Source organism: Antarcticirhabdus aurantiaca (assembly GCF_009765365.1).
Taxonomy (GTDB): domain Bacteria; phylum Pseudomonadota; class Alphaproteobacteria; order Rhizobiales; family Rhizobiaceae; genus Antarcticirhabdus; species Antarcticirhabdus aurantiaca.
The window spans coordinates 1-18486 of the sequence record NZ_VTOM01000041.1; the positions used below are offsets into that span (position 1 = coordinate 1).

Annotated in this window: 19 protein-coding genes; 11 read left to right on the forward strand and 8 right to left on the reverse strand. The window is 68.1% G+C overall.

The features are described 5' to 3' along the window. Nucleotides 1-385: 385 nt before the first annotated feature. On the forward strand, nt 386-754 hold the full coding sequence (locus FZN60_RS27880) for a hypothetical protein (RefSeq protein ID WP_158877591.1): 369 nt from the start codon (nt 386-388) through the stop codon (nt 752-754). Nucleotides 755-941: 187 nt separating this feature from the next. Here the strand turns inward: FZN60_RS27880 and FZN60_RS27885 are convergent, their stop codons facing one another. From FZN60_RS27885 to FZN60_RS27895, 3 genes are all read right to left on the reverse strand, one after another. Continuing rightward, nucleotides 942-1694 (reverse strand): spermidine synthase, encoded by a 753-nt coding sequence (locus tag FZN60_RS27885; RefSeq protein ID WP_246727320.1) that lies wholly within the window; start codon nt 1692-1694, stop codon nt 942-944. Between the two features lie 259 nt (nt 1695-1953). After that, nucleotides 1954-2991 (reverse strand): ribosome small subunit-dependent GTPase A, encoded by a 1038-nt coding sequence (gene rsgA, locus FZN60_RS27890; RefSeq protein WP_158877593.1) that lies wholly within the window; start codon nt 2989-2991, stop codon nt 1954-1956. Between the two features lie 455 nt (nt 2992-3446). Then, nucleotides 3447-4253 (reverse strand): helix-turn-helix domain-containing protein, encoded by an 807-nt coding sequence (locus FZN60_RS27895; RefSeq protein ID WP_158877595.1) that lies wholly within the window; start codon nt 4251-4253, stop codon nt 3447-3449. Nucleotides 4254-4359: 106 nt separating this feature from the next. Between FZN60_RS27895 and FZN60_RS27900 the strand changes: the two genes are divergently transcribed. The 3 genes from FZN60_RS27900 to FZN60_RS27910 are packed head-to-tail and all read left to right on the forward strand — an operon-like array spanning nt 4360 to nt 5815. After that, the gene (locus tag FZN60_RS27900) at nt 4360-4719 is read left to right on the forward strand and encodes a nuclear transport factor 2 family protein (RefSeq protein WP_158877597.1); all 360 of its coding nucleotides are present in this window, start codon (nt 4360-4362) and stop codon (nt 4717-4719) included. Continuing rightward, nucleotides 4716-5522: an alpha/beta fold hydrolase gene (locus FZN60_RS27905; protein ID WP_158877599.1), complete on the forward strand. Its 807-nt coding sequence runs from the start codon at nt 4716-4718 to the stop codon at nt 5520-5522. The genes FZN60_RS27900 and FZN60_RS27905 overlap by 4 nt, the downstream gene beginning before the upstream one ends. Next, complete coding sequence (locus FZN60_RS27910) at nt 5519-5815, forward strand: putative quinol monooxygenase (protein ID WP_158877601.1); 297 nt, start codon at nt 5519-5521, stop codon at nt 5813-5815. The genes FZN60_RS27905 and FZN60_RS27910 overlap by 4 nt, the downstream gene beginning before the upstream one ends. A 284-nt stretch (nt 5816-6099) precedes the next feature. Here the strand turns inward: FZN60_RS27910 and FZN60_RS27915 are convergent, their stop codons facing one another. Further along, a complete protein-coding gene (locus FZN60_RS27915) occupies nt 6100-7278 on the reverse strand; it encodes a Gfo/Idh/MocA family protein (protein WP_158877603.1) in 1179 nt (392 codons plus the stop codon). A 17-nt stretch (nt 7279-7295) separates the two neighbouring features. After that, a complete protein-coding gene (locus FZN60_RS27920; RefSeq protein ID WP_158877605.1) occupies nt 7296-8219 on the reverse strand; it encodes a sugar phosphate isomerase/epimerase family protein in 924 nt (307 codons plus the stop codon). Nucleotides 8220-8319: 100 nt separating this feature from the next. Here FZN60_RS27920 and FZN60_RS27925 point away from each other — a divergent pair, with 100 nt between their 5' ends. The 6 genes from FZN60_RS27925 to FZN60_RS27955 all read left to right on the forward strand — a co-directional run bounded on the left by FZN60_RS27925 (nt 8320) and on the right by FZN60_RS27955 (nt 13369). Further along, complete coding sequence (locus FZN60_RS27925; protein WP_246727322.1) at nt 8320-9333, forward strand: LacI family DNA-binding transcriptional regulator; 1014 nt, start codon at nt 8320-8322, stop codon at nt 9331-9333. 552 nt (nt 9334-9885) lie between these two features. Further along, on the forward strand, nt 9886-11040 hold the full coding sequence (locus FZN60_RS27935; RefSeq protein ID WP_158877609.1) for a glutathione-independent formaldehyde dehydrogenase: 1155 nt from the start codon (nt 9886-9888) through the stop codon (nt 11038-11040). An 82-nt stretch (nt 11041-11122) separates the two neighbouring features. After that, on the forward strand, nt 11123-11452 hold the full coding sequence (locus FZN60_RS27940; RefSeq protein ID WP_158877611.1) for an FmdB family zinc ribbon protein: 330 nt from the start codon (nt 11123-11125) through the stop codon (nt 11450-11452). Between the two features lie 108 nt (nt 11453-11560). Then, nucleotides 11561-11863: a putative quinol monooxygenase gene (locus FZN60_RS27945; protein ID WP_158877613.1), complete on the forward strand. Its 303-nt coding sequence runs from the start codon at nt 11561-11563 to the stop codon at nt 11861-11863. 43 nt (nt 11864-11906) lie between these two features. After that, complete coding sequence (locus tag FZN60_RS27950) at nt 11907-12476, forward strand: type 1 glutamine amidotransferase domain-containing protein (RefSeq protein ID WP_158877615.1); 570 nt, start codon at nt 11907-11909, stop codon at nt 12474-12476. After that, the gene (locus tag FZN60_RS27955) at nt 12473-13369 is read left to right on the forward strand and encodes an aldo/keto reductase (protein ID WP_158877617.1); all 897 of its coding nucleotides are present in this window, start codon (nt 12473-12475) and stop codon (nt 13367-13369) included. The genes FZN60_RS27950 and FZN60_RS27955 overlap by 4 nt, the downstream gene beginning before the upstream one ends. Nucleotides 13370-13470: 101 nt before the next feature. On the opposite strand, the gene FZN60_RS27960 is transcribed toward FZN60_RS27955, so the two are convergent. From FZN60_RS27960 to FZN60_RS27970, 3 genes are read right to left on the reverse strand one after another with little or no spacing between them, the layout of a single operon-like run. Next, nucleotides 13471-14574 (reverse strand): hypothetical protein, encoded by a 1104-nt coding sequence (locus tag FZN60_RS27960; protein WP_158877619.1) that lies wholly within the window; start codon nt 14572-14574, stop codon nt 13471-13473. A gap of 32 nt (nt 14575-14606) precedes the next feature. Beyond that, entirely contained in the window at nt 14607-15194 is a 588-nt protein-coding gene (locus tag FZN60_RS27965; RefSeq protein WP_158877621.1) for a hypothetical protein, read from the reverse strand. Between the two features lie 12 nt (nt 15195-15206). Next, nucleotides 15207-16382, reverse strand: coding sequence for a zinc-dependent alcohol dehydrogenase (locus FZN60_RS27970; RefSeq protein WP_158877623.1), 1176 nt, complete (start codon nt 16380-16382; stop codon nt 15207-15209). A 152-nt stretch (nt 16383-16534) separates the two neighbouring features. Between FZN60_RS27970 and FZN60_RS27975 the strand changes: the two genes are divergently transcribed. Next, nucleotides 16535-18364, forward strand: a complete 1830-nt coding sequence (locus FZN60_RS27975) for a PAS domain S-box protein (RefSeq protein ID WP_158877625.1) — start codon at nt 16535-16537, stop codon at nt 18362-18364. The last annotated feature ends 122 nt before the right edge of the window (nt 18365-18486 follow it).

The following is an 18486-nucleotide window of genomic DNA, read 5'->3' on the forward strand; positions in this document are numbered from 1 at the left end:
AAAGCATCGCCCCGATCGGCGATGATCCCCTCGTCAGCCTGCCAACCCTCGCAGTCTGATCTGCCCGGCCCAAGCCGGCAACCGTGGTGGCCCTTCGCGAGCTACACCACGCCAAGGGACACGACCTCACCTACGGTGTTCAGACTGCCTCGAGCCTCTGGACCTTCGGGGCGTCATGATGTGGCCCGTTAGTCGAAACACGAAGGTGGTTGAGCGGGATGATACAGGTTGAAGTCACCGGGTGCGCTGTTTCCGGTGGGACAGCGTCGGTCTCCACAGGTCGCTTAAGGTCTCCGGGAAAACGGACGCGCCGCCGCCCGACGTGAACGTAGTGTGTTGATCAGCAACGCGTGCGGAGCTGTCCGGAGCGAAGTCGCTCAATGGGTTGCCGCCGATCGGCATCGACGCAATGCACCAATCTCCACGTATCGGTTTGGACCGCCAGGATGACGCCGGTTGCCTTCTGTGGCTGGATCACACGGGAAGCGACGCACCCGGCTGGTTCATCGATCATACGCTTCCCGAGTTCCTGCTGATCCAGAGCCATCTCGGTTGGACCGGGTTCGGTGGCATTGAGTTCAACTTCTTCCGCGACGAAGCCGCAGAACCAGGAGAGCGGGAGCGACGCTATCTCGAAAAGCACGCTGCGGACGGCGAGTTGGCTCCCCTTCCGCCCAGGACCGAGGTCATCGATGACCGTAGCGAAGCGGCCAGGCAATCGCGTCGCTGGCTCGGCCTTCCCGAACCCGCGTGACATGATGATCGGAACGGCGGCTTTCGGCGAACGACGCGACTGCCTTGAGAGGCCGTAAAGGGTGGTTTGCGAACTGGCAGCTTTCCGCCCCATGCTGCCAGCCGCCGACGATCCGCTTCCGGCCCAGCCCCGCCGACCAGTTTGAGGCCGGGTTCGGGTCGGAAGCAGATCGGCCGTCTTCGGTGGTCTAATTTTCACGCCTCGAAGGATTCGGCCCGCCTTCTGAGCCGCCCCGCCTGGGAAAATCCGGGGAATGATGCTCAGGCCGTCGAGCTGCCTTGGTGGCGAACCAGAGCACATGCTTTGTCCCGCGCCCGCGTCCGGCCTTCACGCGCATCTCCTCCACCTGGAAGCCGGCGCGGCCGAGGCGCGCGGTAAAGGCCGGGTCCGCCCCTTGCGACCAGATGCCGAGAACGCCGCCCGGCTTCAGCGCCCGAAGGGAGGCGGCAAGGCCCGCCGGCCCGTAGAGCCGGTCATTGCCGCTCCGCGTCAGGCCGTCCGGCCCGTTATCGACGTCGAGGAGAATGGCGTCGTAGGTGCCGCGTGCCCGGCCGATCGTCTCCGCCACATCTTCCACGGCAATGGCGACGCGGTGATCGGACAGCGTTTCGCCGAAGACATCGGCCATGGCCCCCCGCGCCCACTCGACGACGCCCGGCACCAGTTCGGCGACGGTGACGCTGGCATCCGGCGCGAGGCTCGCCAGCGCGGCGCGCAGCGTGAAGCCCATCCCGAGGCCCCCGATCAGGACACGGCCGGCCGTCCGCGGGCCGATCCGCTCCAACGCCAGCGTGGCGAGGGCTTCCTCGGAGCCGCTGAGGCGGCTGTTCATCAGTTCGGTGCCGCCGATCATGATGGAGTATTCCGAGCCGCGCCGCATGAGACGCAGTTCGCCGCCGCCCGGAACGGGCGCGGTGCCGAGCGCCACCCAGGGAATCAACGGCCATTCCCCTCGGCAGAGGCGCCTCGGCGCTCAGCTTCGGCGACGGGGGAAGGAGCGGTCATGCGCGGGCTCGCTGCGGCATCGGGGAGCCTCACTGGTAACGCGTCGGCGGAGAGCCCGCGAGGGATTTCGCGATCCTGTCGCACGACGATCGCCGTCGATCTGGAGGGTCTCCCTGCGCTGCCGGGCGCGCCGCTTGCGGCGCGGAGCGCCGACGGCGATCGTCCGGGAAACGGCGACCGTCCCGGACGGGCCCTCAGCGCCGCCTGCCGCGGCCTCCGCCGACTCGGCCGCCTGCCGCTCGGGTCTCGGTCCGGTCGTTCTGCGCGTTCTCGTTCTGGAGAAGATGCCAGCGCTCCAGGCGCTTGGGATCGACGGTGCCCTCCGCCACCGCCTCACGCACCGCGCAGCCAGGTTCATGCGCGTGGGTGCAATCGTGGAAGCGGCAGCGGGCCGCGAGTTCCGTGATTTCGGCGAACAGGACGTCCAGCCCGTCGGCAAGGTCGCTGACTTGCAGGCTGCGGATGCCGGGCGTGTCGATCACCCAGCCGCCCCCCAGGATGGGGTGAAGCGAGCGGGCTGTCGTGGTGTGACGCCCCTTGGCATCCTGTTCGCGGATGGCCCCCGTTTCCTGTGGCGGTCCCTCCGTCGCGCCGACCAGCGTGTTCACCAGTGTCGATTTGCCGACCCCCGACGAGCCGACCAGCGCGACCGTTTGCCCGCTCCCGCACCAGGGCGCGAGCGCGGCGACGGTCTGTGCCTCGTTGGGGTGGACCACCACCACGTCGAGCCCGCGTTGCAGGGCGCGGGCCGCGTCTTCGTAGGAGGCGAGGTCTTCGGCCAGATCGGCTTTGGTCAACACGATCACCGGCTCGATGCCGGCTTGGTTGGACCATGCGAGATAACGCTCGAGGCGGGCCGGATTGAAGTCCAGGTTGCACGATGTCACGATGAAGAGCGTGTCGATGTTGGCCCCGCCCAGCTGGGGGACGACGCCGCCCGAAACGCGGCGTTCGATCACGGACCGGCGTTCGAGGCGACGGTGGAGACGCGCCGTGAGGGGATCGACGAGAACGAAGTCGCCCACGGCAAAGTGGCTGGTGTTGACGTCCGGTCCAAGCACCGGCTCGACCGGCCCATGCGTGGACAGTGCGGTCAGGCGTGAGCGGTGGACCCGGGCGATGCGAGCCGGTTCGAGCCCCGCATCGCCTGAGGTTATCTGCTCAGCGAAGAACGCGCTCCAGCCCAGCGCGCCGAGGGTCTCGTCCTCGGCGCCTCGCGTCGGCACGCTCAACTGTCAGCCCGATACGGGACGACGTGCGCGTTCGAGTCCTGACCGGAGCGATAAACCCTCGTCGCCATGATGTCTCGCTTCCCTTCGCTCTTGGGCTGTCCGGTTCCAACGGGCTGTCCGTACCATCCCCCTTCCATATCGGTGCGCGAGCGGCACGGGAACAACAAACGTGTCCGGGCTTGGCTGCAGGTCCGACCCTGGTTCCGACCTGAGCGCCTGCCCGTGCATGTCTTCGGCTCGGCTTGAGTGCGCTCACGGGGAAGTCGGCTCCCAACTGGAATGCGAGCCTCATCCAGGATGTGCTTGTGGCATTCGTGCGTCCGCGCTCGGACTCGCTGTGGAAAACACCAAGCCTCGTCATCGGGGCGAAGCCGGCCGGTAACCACCGAGGGCGCGGGACGCCTGATCGCAGAGGCTGAGACGGCAGGTCACGCGATGACCTTCGCGCGAAGGCGTCAGCCAGCGACCGCCAAGGCTTTGCGCGTCGCCTCGTCCGCCGGAAGGAAGCCTTCCAGGGTGAGTTCGGCAAGCGCCACGTCGGTCGCCGTTCCGAACACGGTGGTGGTCGAAAGGAACGACAAACGCTCGCCTGTCGCGGGATGCCGAAGCACGAGCCGGACGGCGATCGGGACGGCCGGCGACGCGGCGGACAAGTTCTCCGATCTGCCAGCGGGGCGGGGCAGGGCCCGGAGAGTTTCGAGGAGACGAGCAAGTTCCGGATCGCCCGACGCGGCGACGTCGCGCCGCAGACGTTCCAGGATGTGCTGCCGCCATTCGGCGAGGTTGAGGATGAAAGGGGCGAGCCCGTCCGGCGAGAGCGAGAGGGTCAGGACATCGACCCCGGGCTCCAGCAGGCGCGGGGCGACGCCGCGGAGGTGCGGTGAAAGACCCTCGTTGGCGGCGACGAGGCGCCAGTGCCGGTCGACGGCAAGGGCCGGGTAGGGCTCGTAGGCGCGAAGAACGGCGCGCACCGCGTCCATCGCGGCCGCCATGTCCGGCCTGTCGAGACCTCGCTCGGCAAAAACCGGCGCGTAGCCCCCGGCGAGAAGGAGGCGGTTGCGCTCGCGCAGCGGCAGATCGAGCCGCTCGGCCAGGCGCAGCAGAATGTCGCGGCTGGCCGCCGATCGCCCGCTCTCCACGAAGCTGAGATGCCGCGCCGAGACTTCGGCCTCCAGCGCGAGGTCGAGCTGGCTGTAGCGTCGTCTGCGCCGCCAGTCCCGCAGGACATCCCCCACCGTGTCGTTCGCCAGCACCGTCGCCATTCGCGTCTTCTCGCACGGCGGCCGACGTCTGCCCATGACCTCACAGGTAATCGCCGGACGCCATCGGCTCGGCCATGCTTCGGGCTCCAACCGACCGGAGACCGACATGACGACCCCACACAACATCGCAGACGACTATCTGGACGTCTGGAACGAAGCCGACCTCGCCGAGCGGGATCGCTGGCTGAAGACCTGGCATCCGGATGTCCGCTATCGCGATCCGTTGATGCAGTCCGACGGTCGGGACGGCGTGGCGGCGATGATCGAGGGAGCCCGCCGACAGTTCCCCGGTCTGACCTTCCATCTCCGTGGAGCACCTGATGGCCACGGTCCCTTCGTGCGCTTCTCCTGGACGCTGGGGCCGGAGGCCGGACCCGCCGTTGCCGGCGGCACCGACATCGTCCGCCTGGACGGAGACGAGCGCGTTGCCGAGGTGATCGGCTTCCTCGACGAGGCGGTCTCGTGAGCGCCCCCTTCGTCGAGATCGGCGGTGGTCACCAGCTCTTCCTTTCCGACTGGGGCAGCGGCCTGCCGATCGTGCTTCTGGCCGGCTGGGGCATGGATTCGCGCATCTGGGGCGAGGTCATGGTGGGACTCAACGCCCGCGGCCTTCGCACGATCGCCTATGACCGCCGCGGCCACGGCCGCTCCACCGATCCGGGGCGCGTCGACTATGAGGATCTCGCCGACGATCTCGCCGCGGTCCTGACCGCTCTCGACCTTCGCGGCGTGTCGCTCGTCGCCCATTCCGGCGCAGCCGGCGAGGCGATCCGCTTCCTCCTGCGACATGGGACAGAGCGCACGGCCCGCCTCGTTCTCGTCGGGGCGACGGGGCCGAGGATGATGTCCGACCGGGACGGGTGGCCGGGACTGACACCGGAGATGGCCGGAGCGATGCGGGCGCGACTCGCGGCCGATCTCCCGGGCTGGATCGAGGAGAACATCGAGTTGTTCGCGCCCGGCCGCCGCGCAGCACTCCTCGCCTGGATGTCGGGCATGGTGCAGGACACCTCGCGGCGGATCCTCCTCGACTTCCAGGATGCGATCCTCTCCTCCGACCTCCGGCGCGACGCGGCCCGTCTCAAGCTGCCCGTCACGATCATCCACGGCGACCGGGACGCATCCGCCCCGATTGACCTGACGGCGCGGGCCTATGCCCGACTGATCCCCGGCGCCGAGCTCGTCGTCTACGAGGGTGGGGCGCACGGGCTGATGGTCACGCATGCGGACCGGCTCGCTGCGGATATCGCGGGGAGGGTGTTGACGTGAGCGTCGCCTACCTCATCGAGTTCCAGGTTCGGGAGGACCAGCGCGGGCGCTTCCTCAGCCTTCTCGCCGACGTTCTCGATGCCATGAAGCAGGAGGCGACCTACTGCTCCGCAACCCTCCACGAGGACCCAGGCGATCCGAGCCGTTTCCTCCTTCACGAGGTCTGGACCGATCACGAGGACGTCGTCAACGTTCAGATCCATCGCCCTTACCGTCAGGATTGGCACGCGGCGCTGCCCGAACTTCTCGAGGGCGAGCGGCGGATCGAAGTATGGCAGCCCGTCCATACCTGAACGTCCTCTTCCAACGAGGGATGAAGCCACAGTGATGGTCTATGAGGGTCGTTTGCGGTCGGCCGACATTCGTCGGTTGATGGACCACATTCTCACAGTGGCGTTGGCCGCGAATTGGGTTCGACACAAGGGATCTATCCGTTGTGGGTTGGGTGGAAAGCTGCTTGGCAGCTTTGGGTGAAGGGCGGCTCGAAAGGCTGACATGGGAGATGATCGCGCTTGAAGCAGGCGCGCTCAGCTAGACTGGGAACGAGGTGCCACCTGGGGACAGCCCGATCGGTCTCTCAGCCGCAGGTGTAGTCGATCCAGACTCCGCCCGCGTCCGCCGAACGCACGCAGGCCTCGACCCAGCGCACGCCCTCGACGCCGGCATGCACGTCGGGATAGCGGATGCTGGAGAGACGTTCGGCGTCGCCCGTGTTGGTCGCTTCCATCGCGATGGCGAAGCGGGCGTAGAGATTGGCCCAGGCCTCGAAGAGACCCTCGGGATGGCCGGCGCCGATGCGGTCGTCGGCCTGCGCCGCGGGATGGAGATAGGGCATGCCGCGCTCGATGATGCGGGCGGGCTCGCCCTGCACCTCGAAGGAGAGCTGGTTCGGCCGCTCGTCCCACCACTCGAGGCTGGCCCTCGACCCGACGATGCGCACCTTCTGCCCGTGCATGGAGCCGGCGTTGACCGCGCTCGACCAGACCGTGCCGAACGCGCCGTTGTCGTACTCCATCAGCGTGACGGCGTTGTCCTCGAGCGGCGCGCGGCTCTTCACGAAGCTCTGCCGAGCGCACAGGAGGCGCTTGATCCTCATATGCGGCAGGATCACCTCGGACATGTAGAGGGGATGCGTGCCGACGTCGCCGAGAACATAGCTCGGCCCTGCGAAGGCGGGTGTCACGCGCCAGCGCGTCGCCGGGTTCGTTTCCTCCACGGCGTCCGAATGGAAGCCGTGCGCGAACTGGAGGTTGACGATGCGGATCGCGCCGAGTTCGCCCGCTTCCACCATGGCGCGGGCCTGCTCGATGAGCTGGTGGCCGGCATAGCCGTAGGTCACGCCGACGATCTTGTGCCTCGCCGCGGACAGCGCCACCAGCTCCTCCGCCTCCGCCACGGTGAAGCAGAGCGGCTTCTCGCAGACCACGTGGATGCCGTGTTCCAGGGCCGCCTTGGCGATGGCGAAGTGGGTATTGTTGGGCGTCGCGATCGACACCGCCTGGATGCCGTCCGGCCGCGCGGCCTCGCCCGCGAACAGGGCGGCGTAGTCCGGATAGCAGCGAGCAGGGTCGAGGCCCAGATCGACGCCGAAGGCGCGCCCGCGCTCCGGATCGAGGTCGAAAGCGCCGGCCACGAGCGCGAAGGCCCGGTCGCGCAGCGCCGCCGATCGGTGGATGTAGCCGATCTGGCTGCCGCGCCCACCGCCGACCATCGCCCAGCGGATCGGAGCCGCGGTCCTCAGTTCGCCGTTGATCATCGCACGTCTCCCTTGTTTCAGAATCCTGCGCTCGTCAGGTAGTCGCGGCTCGCCTTCACGTCGGCGAGGCTGCCGCCGGCGTTGCGCGGATCGCGCTCCTGCTCGACCGTGATGAAGCCGGCATAGCCGAGGCGCGCGAGCAGCGCCCGGATCGCCGGATAGTCGATGACGCCGCGCCCGATCGGGCACATGACGCCTTGCGCGCAGGCCTCGAAAAAGCGGATTCGCTCTCCCATCACGCGGTCGAAGACGGCCCGGTCGATATCCTTGAAGTGAACGTAGTCGAGGCGGTCGGCGTAGCGCTCCAGCGTCTTCGCCGGGTCCATGCCGGCATAGTAGGTGTGGCCCGTGTCGAGGCAGAAGCCGGCGACGTCCCGGGGCACGTCCGCGGCGACGCGCGCGATCTCGTCGGCGAACTCGATATAGCCGCCGGCATGGGGGTGGATCACGGCGCGCACGCCGTATCGCGTCCGGGCAAGGTCGGCGATGGCGCGGATGTTGGCGACCATGTGGCCCCACGCCTCGTCGGACAGGCGCGGGGCGCGGTCCGAATGGCCGGCGGCGTAATCGCGCTCGTCGTGGCCCCAGTCCATGACCGTGAGGTAGGGGGCGGGAAATCGCTGGCCTTCGGCCTGGGGAGGTCTCGGTAGGCGCGTGATCAGCGCGCAGATCTCGTCGGTCTGCTTGAGAAGGCTGTCGCGGTTGGCAGGCGAGACGAGGTCGTCGAAGATCGTGCCGGCGACGATGAAAAGGCCGCGGGCTCGCAGCGCGTCCGACACCCGCGCCTCGTCCAGCGGTACGTAGCCGTAGGGACCGAGTTCCAGCCCGCCGTAGCCCGCCGCGGCGGCCTGGTTGAAGACGCGCTCCCAGGGCGGCAGGTTCGGGTTCTTCACGTCATCGACGCCCCAGCAGCAGGGCGCGGTGGTGATGGTGATGCTCATGGTGCTTGGTGTCCTCCCGGCGCATCGTCATAGGCTAAGACCAGCCTCTTCCATCAGAGTCGATTTGATGGGATCCCATCAAGGCGCGGAGGATTTGATCATGGGGCGCAAGCCGACGATGGCGGACGTGGCGCGAGAGGCGGCTGTGTCGCTGGCGACCGTCGACCGCGTGCTCAACGGGCGCGGCGGCGTCGACACCGACAAGGAAGCGCGCGTCCTCACGGCTGCGCGCCGGCTTCGGCTCGACCGGGCGATCGTCGTCCGCCCGCATCGCATGCTGCGCGTCGCAGTCCTGATCCAGGCGCCGAGCAACCCCTTCCATGCCGCCTTACGGATCGGGCTGGACACGGCAGCGCGGATCCATGCCGACCTCAACATTCAGTTCCTCCTCCACCACATCGATCCCAACGACCCAGAGGGCACGGCGGCGACGCTCGGTCGCCAAGCCGCGGCGACCGACGGGCTCATCGTCACGCTGCCGGACGAGCCCCGCATAACGGAGGCTGTGCGCGTTGCCGCGCTGGCGCGGCCCGTGGTCACCCTCGCGACCGACCTGCCGACGAGCGGGCGCGCCGCCTATGTCGGGCCGGACGACCGCCGCGCCGGTCGCGTCGCCGGCGACCTGATGGGGCTGTTCCTGGAGCCGGAGGGCGGGCGCGTGCTGCTGATCGCCGGACGCCGGGACATTGTCGGCCAGCGCTCGCGCCAGGACGGCTTCCGTGAGATCCTGGCCGAGCGTCACCTCGGCATCGAGGTCGCGCAGGTCGCGGAGAGCGGCGAGGATGGCGAGCGGGCCGGCCGGATCGTCCTGGAAGCGCTGTCGGCCGACCCCGCCATCCGCGGCATCTATCACATGTCGGCCGGCGCCCAGCCCGTGGCGGCTGCGCTGCGACGCCTCGGGCGCACCGCCTCGACGGCCTTCGTCACGCACGAACTGACACCGGACCGGCGCGCGCTTCTACGCGAGCGAGCCATATCGGCCGTGATCGACCAGCAGCCGCAACTGGAAGCCCGTATCGCGGCGGAGACAATGGCCCAACTCCTCGGGCGCCTGGATGGGGCAGCGAAGTCGAGCGAGACCGGTTTCACCATCCACATGCCGGAGAACGCCTGAAACGACGGCAATCGGTTCGACGTCATGAGTGGGTGGGAAGCGGTCAGGCGGCTATGCGGCTATCGGGCAGCGCGTGGAACGAAGCGGACGTTCCTCGCCCTAATATGCTGGTACAGGTCGAGGCGGTGGTGGGAGCGGGTGGCGTCGGGCTCGGCCAGCGCCACCTGTTCGGATCAGTTGCCCGATTCGTTGGACGTGTTCCGATCCCCGCCTTCGGCCTCGTCGCCCGAGGTGTCTCCGCTATCCGAGTTATCGCCGCCCGAGCTGTCGGCACCCGAGTTGTTGTCGCCCGGGTTGTCGCCGCCACCTTTCGAGCTCAGGAACAAGATGTCGGTGACATCGTCGAGCGGAGGCCACGGTTCCCGTGGCGATCCGGCAGGGGCACTATTCACCAGTGGCCTGATCGGTGATTTCCCTGGGACTGTCGTGCTCATCGCGGAAGGGGCGATCCTGCGGTCATGGGAATGTCCCTTAGGAAGCACCCGTATCTTCCAATGCCGGGCCGCATGGCATTGCTTCGCTCCACCAGCAGATCCCAGGTGGGAGAATGTCATGAGAGCAGTCGTCTACAACGGACCGCGCGATGTTGCGGTGCAGGACGTGCCGGACGCGAGGATTGAGAAGCCGACCGACGTGCTGGTGCGGATCACGAGCACCAACATCTGCGGCTCGGACCTGCACATGTACGAGGGCCGGACAGACTTCCAGCCCGGCAGCGTGTTCGGGCACGAGAACCTCGGGCAGGTGGCGGAAGTGGGCAGCGGCGTCGACCGGGTGAAGGTCGGGGACTGGGTCGCCATCCCCTTCAACATCGGCTGCGGGTTCTGCAAGAACTGCGAGCGCGGCCTCAGCGCCTTCTGCCTGACCACGGCCGATCGAAGCGTCATGCCGAACATGGCCGGAGCCGCCTACGGCTTCGCCGACATGGGCCCTTATCGAGGCGGGCAGGCCGATCTCCTGCGCGTCCCCTATGGTGACTACAATTGCCTGAAGCTGCCGCCGGATGCTGAGGAGCAGCAAAACGACTACGTGATGCTCGCCGACATCTTCCCCACGGGATGGCACTGCACGGAGCTGGCGGGACTTTGTCCCGGCGAGTCCGTCGTCATCTACGGTGCCGGGCCGGTCGGTCTCATGGCAGCCTACTCTGCGATGATCAAGGGCGCCTGCATGGTGATGGTCGTGGACCGGCATCCCGATCGGCTGCGGCTTGCGGGCTCGATCGGCGCCCTGGCCATCGACGACTCCAAGGGCTCGCCGGTCGATCAGGTGCTGGAGCTCACGAACGGCATCGGGGCCGACCGCGGCTGCGAGTGCGTCGGCTATCAGGCGCACGATCCGGGGGGCGAGGAGCACCCCAACATGACCATGAACGACCTGGTGAAGTCGGTGAAATTCACCGGCGGGATCGGCGTCGTCGGCGTCTACACGCCGCAGGACCCGGCTCCGCAGGACCCGCTCTACAAGCAGGGCGAGATCGTCTTCGACCACGGCCTGTTCTGGTTCAAGGGCCAGCACATCGGCACGGGGCAGTGCAACGTGAAGGCCTACAACCGCCAACTGCGCGATCTGATCTCGACGGGCCGCGCGAAGCCGTCCTTCATCGTCTCGCACGAGCTGCCTCTCGATGAGGCGCCGAATGCCTATCAGCATTTCGACGCACGCGATGATGGTTGGACCAAGGTGGTTCTCAAGACCGCCGCGTAGCCAGTCCGGCGGGGCGACAGCTCCCTCGGCCGCCCTGTTGCCCCGCCGCCCTCTCGCCACCGCTTCGCGGATCGAGGAAGCCATGCCGAACTACGATTACGATTGCCGAGCTTGCGGGCCTTTCACGGCGATGCGGCCGATGGCGGCGTTCAAGAACCCATGCGCTTGCCCGGCCTGTGGGATCCCCGCACCGCGAACCTTCCTCCGAGCGCCCGCCATCGCCGGCATGGACCCAGCCCGGCGCAGCGCCCTTGCCTCGAGCGAGCGCGATGCGAGCAGCCGAGGCCTTTCGAAGGCGGCCCATCCTGCTGGCTGCGGCTGTTGCATGCGCCGCGCGCCGATCCCGGCAGCGCTCGCTTCGACCGGCCGTGTCTTCGCGTCGAACGGGCCGCTGCCGCGCAGCGGGCGCTGAACGCCAAGACATGCGCCGGCAAGCTCCGACATCAATCGCCGGCCTCGCCTCGGTGCGTGGCCGACGTCACGGCTGGAGCGAACGTACTCATCATCGAAGGAAGCCCTCATGGTGACCAAAGCGCTGTTTGTGCAACTCGAAGCCAAGTCCGGAAGAGAGGCCGACGTGGAGAGCTTCCTTCGCGGCGGTCTTCCGATCGTCGAACGGGAACCGGCGACGACGGCTTGGTTCGCCGTTCGGATCGGACCCTCGACCTTCGGCATCTTCGACGCCTTCCCCGACGAGGCGGGCCGGCAGGCTCACCTGTCCGGCGGCGTCGCGCAGGCGCTGAAGGAGCGGGCGTCCGATCTCTTCTCCGAGCCGCCTTCGATCGGGGAAGTCGACGTGCTCGCCTCGAAGCTTCCCCGCTAGCGGCGGCCGGGATCCGACCCACTCCATCAGAAGGAACAGGAACATGGCCGACATCGCTGGGATGAAGATCGCCATCCTCGTCACGGACGGCTTCGAAGAGGTCGAGCTGACCGAACCGCGCAAGGCGCTCGACGGGGCGGGCGCCGTCACCTCCGTCGTATCGCCGAAGGAGGGCCAGGTTCGCGCCTGGAAGTTTACGGAATGGGGCGACAGCCTGCCCGTCGACGTGCCGCTCGACGAGGCGACGCCCGATCGGTTCGACGCGCTTCTCCTGCCGGGCGGCGTCATCAATCCCGACGCGCTTCGAACGAACGGGAAGGCCGTCGCGTTCGCCAAGGCCTTCTTCGATGCCGGCAAGCCCGTGGCCTCGATCTGCCACGGACCCTGGACCCTGATCGAGGCGGGCGCCGCACGCGGACGGCGCCTCACCTCCTGGCCGTCGCTGAAGACGGACCTCCGGAACGCGGGGGCGGAGTGGGTCGACGAGGAGGCTGTCGTCGATCGAGGCCTCGTCACGAGCCGCAAACCGGACGATATTCCGGCCTTCAACCGGGAGATGATCCAGATGTTCGCAAGCGCGCACGGCCCGTCGCGGCAGGCAACGGCCCAATGAGCCCCGATGGCGAGGCGGCACCGAACCTCCGTTCGGCGACCAGCGGGCGGGCGGGAGACGCACGCCCGTTCGGTCCCGTGCCGCGCGAGGTCGCGAGCATCGGCCAGGGCACCTGGTACATCGACGAGGCGCACCGGCCCACCGCGGTCGCCGCGCTTCGCCGCGGTCTCGACCTCGGGATGACCCATATCGACACCGCCGAGATGTATGGCGAGGCCGAGATCGTGGTCGGCGAGGCGATCGATGGACGGCGCGACGAGGTCTTCCTCGTGTCGAAGGTCCTGCCGGGCAACGCGTCGCGCCGCGGGACGATCGAGGCCTGCGAGCGCTCGCTGCGCCGCCTTGGGACCGACCGGCTCGACTGCTACCTCCTTCATTGGCGCGGCGGGCATCCGCTCGAAGACACGGTGGCCGCTCTCGAGGAACTGGTCTCGAGCGGCAAGATCCTGTCCTGGGGCGTCAGCAACTTCGACGTCGACGATCTCGACGAAGCTCTCGCCGCCGCGGGCCCCGGCCGGATCGCCTGCAATCAAGTCCTCTACCATTTGGGCGAACGGGCCATCGAGCACGCTGTTATGCCCTGGTGCGAGGAGCACGGGGTTGCCGTGGTTGCCTACAGCCCGTTCGGCCACGGAAGCTTCCCCGGTCCGCAGACGCCGGGCGGCCGCGTGTTGCAGGACATCGCGGACCGCCACGGCGCGACCGCGCGCCAGGTGGCGCTCCGCTTCCTCGTGCGGCGGCCGTCCTCCTTCACGATCCCCAAGGCGTCCAGCCCCGAACACGCCGCCGACAACGCCGGCGCCCAGGCGCTGCGACTGACGGATGCCGAACTCGCCCGGATCGACGCGGCCTTTCCGCTCGGCCGACGGCCGCGCCGGCTTCCCATGCTGTAGAGCCTTTCCAGGCAAAGGAGGGGCGCCGATCAGGCCGAAGCGGTCCTGCGGCGCGATGCGGACGCGGTGCCGAGCGATCGCGCGGCCGGTTGCTCCGCCCATTAGCGGAACGCTCGATCCTCGGCGTCCCGGCCCGTCGAGGGTGGCCTTCGGTCGACCTCCTCGAACTCGTAGCCGAGAGCCGGTGTGGTGCGACGGGAGAGCGGCTCCCACTCGCGACGCACGGCGGCGTAGTGCTCGGGACCGCCCGGCCGGACCGATATTCCGGAGCGCTCCAGGAGAGCGGTCGCGGCGACGTAGCTCTCGTTCGATCGTCGATCCGATACCGCGTCGGCGGTGGCGGTGGCGGTCCGCTCGAACCGCCTGTCGGTCGTTTCGAGAAGCAGCCTCGCGCCGCGTTTCAGCGAGGCCACGGGCGCCGAATCGACGAGGGCCCCGTATCGCTCCCGATCGAGCGCGGTCTCGATCAGCGAGACGAGGTCCAGAAGGACGAAGCAGAAGCGCGAGACCGCGTAGGCGGGCTCCTCGAAGCGGAAGTAGAACAGGAGGGGATAGAAGTGGTGCGCCTCCTTCGTCGCGGCGAGCGGTCCCACGAGGTTGCCGAGCTGGCTGGTGGCGTTGCCCGGATCGCCCCCGGGCATGAGCCTTGCCAGCATCACCGCCGCGTTTCCCGTGCCGTCCGTCATCAGGTCGATCGTGAGCGCCAGGGCGTTCCGCTCGCGAAGCGCCGCATAGACCTGGACGAGGTAGCTCAGCACCAGAGACAGCACCGACGCGCCGATCAGCGAGTTCACGAGAAAAAGGAGGCGCGTGCCCGTCGAATGCGGCGCGTAGTTCCCGCCGCCTACGATCGACAGGCTGTTGCCGGCGACGAGGAGCGCCGTCACGAAGTCGGTCGGCGTGTCTCCGCTTGTTGGGCGGATCGTGGTGCCGAGTTCGGGACGGATCACGAGAGCCGCGCCGACGGTCAGCCCGGCCGCCCAGAAGACGATGAGCGCGACGACGATGAAGGGGCCGCCGATCGACAGGACCGCTCCGCGCCACCTGCCCGCCAAGCGCGCGGCCATGCGGAAGACGGCCCAGACCGCGCGGTTCCAATAGGGCGCGAGCAGCCCGGTGCCCGCCCGCGCATAGAGCACGGTCAGGAAGATGTCGGCGAGGAACAGAAGGACGAGCGCCGCGCCAACGGCTTGTTCGAGCGTCATGGGCAGCGCTCCTTTTCCTCGTCGTCCGAGTTTCAGGCCACTTGCATTGGAAGCGCGCCCGCGAGATTGCCCTCGGCCCTGTAGTCGGCCGGGATCTCGAAGTCCTTGCGGGCGAGGCCGCGGGACTCCTGCGGGCCGCGGGGCAGTCCGGCACGGTCGGAGTAGTCGCGGCTGGAGCCGCGTGGACGGCGGTGCGCCGATCTGACACCGGCATAGGCCGAGAGGTCGAGGAGCGTGATCCCGATGACGAGGGCCGTCGCGATCAACGCGTTGTCCCGCTTCGGATTGCCGCGATGGAGCGCCGTGGAAAGCGTGCCGAGATCGAGCGCATCCCCCGCGATCCGCGCCGCGAGCCCGACGGGCTTGTCGATGGACAGGGTCGGAACCGCGCTCGCGAGCTCCCGGGCGCCATAGGCACGGATCAGGCCCTCGCTGCCTTCGAGCCCGAGGGTGCGGGCGACCCGCCCCGGTGCCACGAGCTCGACGACGCCGAGACCGATCGAGAACCAGCCGAGCGCCCGCGCCAGCCTGTCGGCGCTCGACAGCGAGCTCGGACCCTTGCGCTGCACGCGGGGATCACCCTCGGACCGGGCGACGCCTGAGAGATTGGTGAGTGGCATGAACTGTCTCCTTCACGGCTGAAGCATGACCTTGATGCAGCCGTCCGCCTTGTCGCGGAACTTGGCGTACATCTCGGGGCCTCGGGAGAGATCGGCCTTGTGGGTGATCACGAACGAGGGATCGATCTGGCCGTCCTCAATCCGGCGCAGAAGGTCGCCGGTCCAGCGCGGGACGTGAGCCTGCGCCATGCGGAAGGTCAGGCCCTTGTTCATCGCCTGACCCATCGGGATCTTGTCGACGAGGCCGAGATAGACGCCGATGATCGAGATGACGCCGGCCGGCCGGCAGACATAGATCATCTCGCGAAGCACGTGCGGCCGGTCGTTCTCCTGCATCAGCATCTGCTTGGCGCGATCGAGCATCGTGTCGGGCTGACTAAGGCTGACATGGCTCTCGGTGCCGACCGCGTCGATGCACCGGTGCGGCCCTTCTCCGCCGGTCAGCGCGTTGAGGCGCTCGACGACGCTCTCCTCCTCGAAGTTGACCGTGACGGCGCCGGCGGCGGCGGCCATGGACAGCCGCTCGGGCAGGCAGTCGATGGCGATCACCTGTTCGGCGCCGAGGAGAATGGCGGAGCGGATCGCCATCTGCCCGACCGGCCCGCAGCCCCAGATCGCGACCGTGTCGCCTGGCTGGACATCCGTCTGCACCGCGGCCTGCCAGCCGGTGGGCAAGATGTCGGACAGGAACAGGAGCTTCTCGTCGTCGATGCCGCCCGGTACCTTGACGTGGGTGGTGTCGGCGAAGGGCACCCGCAGGTACTCCGCCTGGCCGCCGGGATAGCCGCCGGTCAGGTGCGTATAGCCGAACAGGCCCGCCGTTCGGTGTCCGAAGGCCTTGTCGCCGAGCTCACCCTTGCGGTTGGTCCGCTGGCAGACCGAGAAGTTGCCCCGGCGGCACTGGTCGCACTCGCCGCACTGGATGGTGAAGGGAATGACGACCCGATCGCCCTTCTTGAGCTTGCCCGCCACGGCGCTGCCGACCTCCACGACCTCGCCCATCGTCTCGTGTCCCATGATGTCGCCGGGCAGCATCGCGGGAACGAGGTTGTGGAAGAGGTGGAGATCGGAGCCGCAGATCGCGCAGCTCGTGACCTTGATGATCGCATCGCGGGGATGCTCGATCTCGGGATCGGACACCGTATCGCAGCGGATGTCCTCCTTGCCGTGCCAGACGAGCGCTCTCATGCCGGTCTCCTCGATTGGATACCGCCTACGTAAGTTCTGGGCTCACAGCGGGCATTCGGACAATTCCTAAGGAACATCCCGAGGGAATGGCTTCTTGTTACTGTGCCGCGCCGCTGGGGAGAACCGACGTCATGACGGAGGGGCCACGGCCCATGACCACGTCGAACGGCGGTGCCGCGGCGTTGGCTGCCGATGCGGAGCGCGCGAGCCGGAGCCGGTTTCTCGAAGCAACTCTCTCTTCCATCCCGGATTTCGTCTACGCCTTCGACCGGCAGCGGCGTTTCGCCTACGCCAATCCCGCCATGCTGGCCCTGTTCGGCCTGCCGGCGGCCCAGTTCCTCGGCAAGACGTTCGAGGATCTCGACTATCCGCCGGAGCTCGCCGCCCTCCTCAACGGCCACATCGACCGGATCTTCGAGGAGGGCGTGACGATCGAGGACGAGGTCTTCTACCGCAGCCCGACCGGATATGCGGCCTACTTCTCCTATCTCCGGGGCCCGATCCGAGGCGAGGATGGTTTGGTCGAGTTGGTGGTGGGAGTGTCCCGTGACACCAGCGAACGCCGCGCGATGGAAGAGGCCCTGCGGACAAGCGAGGCTCGCCTCAGGGCCGCGACTGAACTTGTCGGCATCGGGATCTATTCGTGGGACCCGGCGACCGGCGCGCTCGACTGGGACGAGCGCTTGCGCGCGATGTGGGGACTGCCGGCCGACGCACTCGTCGACATGGCCGTCTACGAGGCGGGGATCCACCCGGACGATCTCCCGCACGTGCGCGAAGCGATCGCGGCCTGCGCCGATCCGGCCGGCGACGGACGCTACAGCGTGGAGTATCGGGTCATCGGGCGCGATGACGGCGTGATGCGCCATGTCGCGACCGCCGGACGGACCACCTTCGCGGACGGCCGCCCGGTCGGCTTCATCGGCGCGGCGATGGACGTGACGACCCGGCGCCGCGCCGAAGCGGAGATCCGGGCGAGCGAGGCGCAGTTCCGCGGCTTCGCCGCCAACAGCAGCAACCTGATCTGGATCGGCGATCCCGCCGCAAGGGCGATCATCTATCGCAGCTCGGCATTCGAGAGGATCTGGGGCATCCCCGCTCAAGACGCGGCCAAAGACCTGTCCGAATGGATCAAGGATGTTCATCCCGACGATCGACGGCAGGTCGAGCACGCCCTCGCCATCGTCGCCGCCGGAGAGGTGTCGCAGTTCGAGTATCGGCTCATCCGGCCGGGCGACGGAGCGATCCGCTGGCTGCGCGACACCAGCTTCCCCATCCTCGACGACAGCGGCGCCGTGACCAGGATCGGCGGGATCATCGAAGACCTGACGCAGGAGGACCTTCGCCACGTCTACGTCGTCAGCAGCGAGCCCACCGAGGCGCGGAAGCTCGCCAGCGTGGTTCGAGGAATGGGCTTTCGAGCGCGGATCTTCGAGAGTGCCGCTGCCTTTCTGGACATGGCCGCGGTGCTGGCGCCGGGTTGCGTCGTCGTCGACCTGCGTGCGGGGAAGGACGAGGGGCTGTCGATTCCGCGGGAGCTGAAGGCACGGGTGATCGCCTTGCCCACCGTCGCGCTCGACGCGGCAGACGCCGACCTCAGCACGGCGATCGCCGCGATGAAAGCCGGCGCCGTCGACTACGTCATCTTCGAGGATGAAGCGACGCTCCCCTCCGCTCTCGCGAGCGCCATCTCGGAATGTCAGGGCGTGGCGCGCGCGCCGGCGCGGGACGAGGGTGCCACCGCCCGCATCGCCCGGCTGACGCCGCGGGAGCGCGATGTTCTGGTCGGTCTGGTGGACGGCGGCACCAACAAGGTCATCGCGCAGAAGCTCGGCATCAGTCCGCGCACCGTCGAACTCCACCGCGCCCAGGTGATGAACCGCCTCGATGCAGCAAGCCTCACCGAGCTCCTTCAGGTCGCCCTTGCCGCGGGAATCGCGCCTTCACTCGGTGAGAGCAAGGGGAAGCGGAAGCCTACCTAGCACTACAGTTGCATTTTTAATTTCAGGTAGGCTTTTCGCGCGGCGGCTTGATGGGCCCGTCGCCAGAGTGACCATGCGATGACACGGGCCGGCTGGATGCGTCGCCGTGCCAAGCGGCAGGC

Bases quoted from the DNA above. Each gene is read 5' to 3' on its own strand.
- FZN60_RS27950 (WP_158877615.1), top strand. From the start codon at position 11,907: ATGGCCGACATCGCTGGGATGAAGATCGCCATCCTCGTCACGGACGGC.
- FZN60_RS27945 (WP_158877613.1), top strand. From the start codon at position 11,561: ATGGTGACCAAAGCGCTGTTTGTGCAACTCGAAGCCAAGTCCGGAAGA.
- FZN60_RS27900 (WP_158877597.1), top strand. From the start codon at position 4,360: ATGACGACCCCACACAACATCGCAGACGACTATCTGGACGTCTGGAAC.
- FZN60_RS27965 (WP_158877621.1), bottom strand. From the start codon at position 15,194: ATGCCACTCACCAATCTCTCAGGCGTCGCCCGGTCCGAGGGTGATCCC.
- FZN60_RS27970 (WP_158877623.1), bottom strand. From the start codon at position 16,382: ATGAGAGCGCTCGTCTGGCACGGCAAGGAGGACATCCGCTGCGATACG.
- FZN60_RS27895 (WP_158877595.1), bottom strand. From the start codon at position 4,253: ATGGCGACGGTGCTGGCGAACGACACGGTGGGGGATGTCCTGCGGGAC.
- FZN60_RS27920 (WP_158877605.1), bottom strand. From the start codon at position 8,219: ATGAGCATCACCATCACCACCGCGCCCTGCTGCTGGGGCGTCGATGAC.
- FZN60_RS27925 (WP_246727322.1), top strand. From the start codon at position 8,320: ATGGGGCGCAAGCCGACGATGGCGGACGTGGCGCGAGAGGCGGCTGTG.
- FZN60_RS27935 (WP_158877609.1), top strand. From the start codon at position 9,886: ATGAGAGCAGTCGTCTACAACGGACCGCGCGATGTTGCGGTGCAGGAC.
- FZN60_RS27975 (WP_158877625.1), top strand. From the start codon at position 16,535: ATGACCACGTCGAACGGCGGTGCCGCGGCGTTGGCTGCCGATGCGGAG.
- FZN60_RS27955 (WP_158877617.1), top strand. From the start codon at position 12,473: ATGAGCCCCGATGGCGAGGCGGCACCGAACCTCCGTTCGGCGACCAGC.
- FZN60_RS27915 (WP_158877603.1), bottom strand. From the start codon at position 7,278: ATGATCAACGGCGAACTGAGGACCGCGGCTCCGATCCGCTGGGCGATG.
- FZN60_RS27940 (WP_158877611.1), top strand. From the start codon at position 11,123: ATGCCGAACTACGATTACGATTGCCGAGCTTGCGGGCCTTTCACGGCG.
- FZN60_RS27960 (WP_158877619.1), bottom strand. From the start codon at position 14,574: ATGACGCTCGAACAAGCCGTTGGCGCGGCGCTCGTCCTTCTGTTCCTC.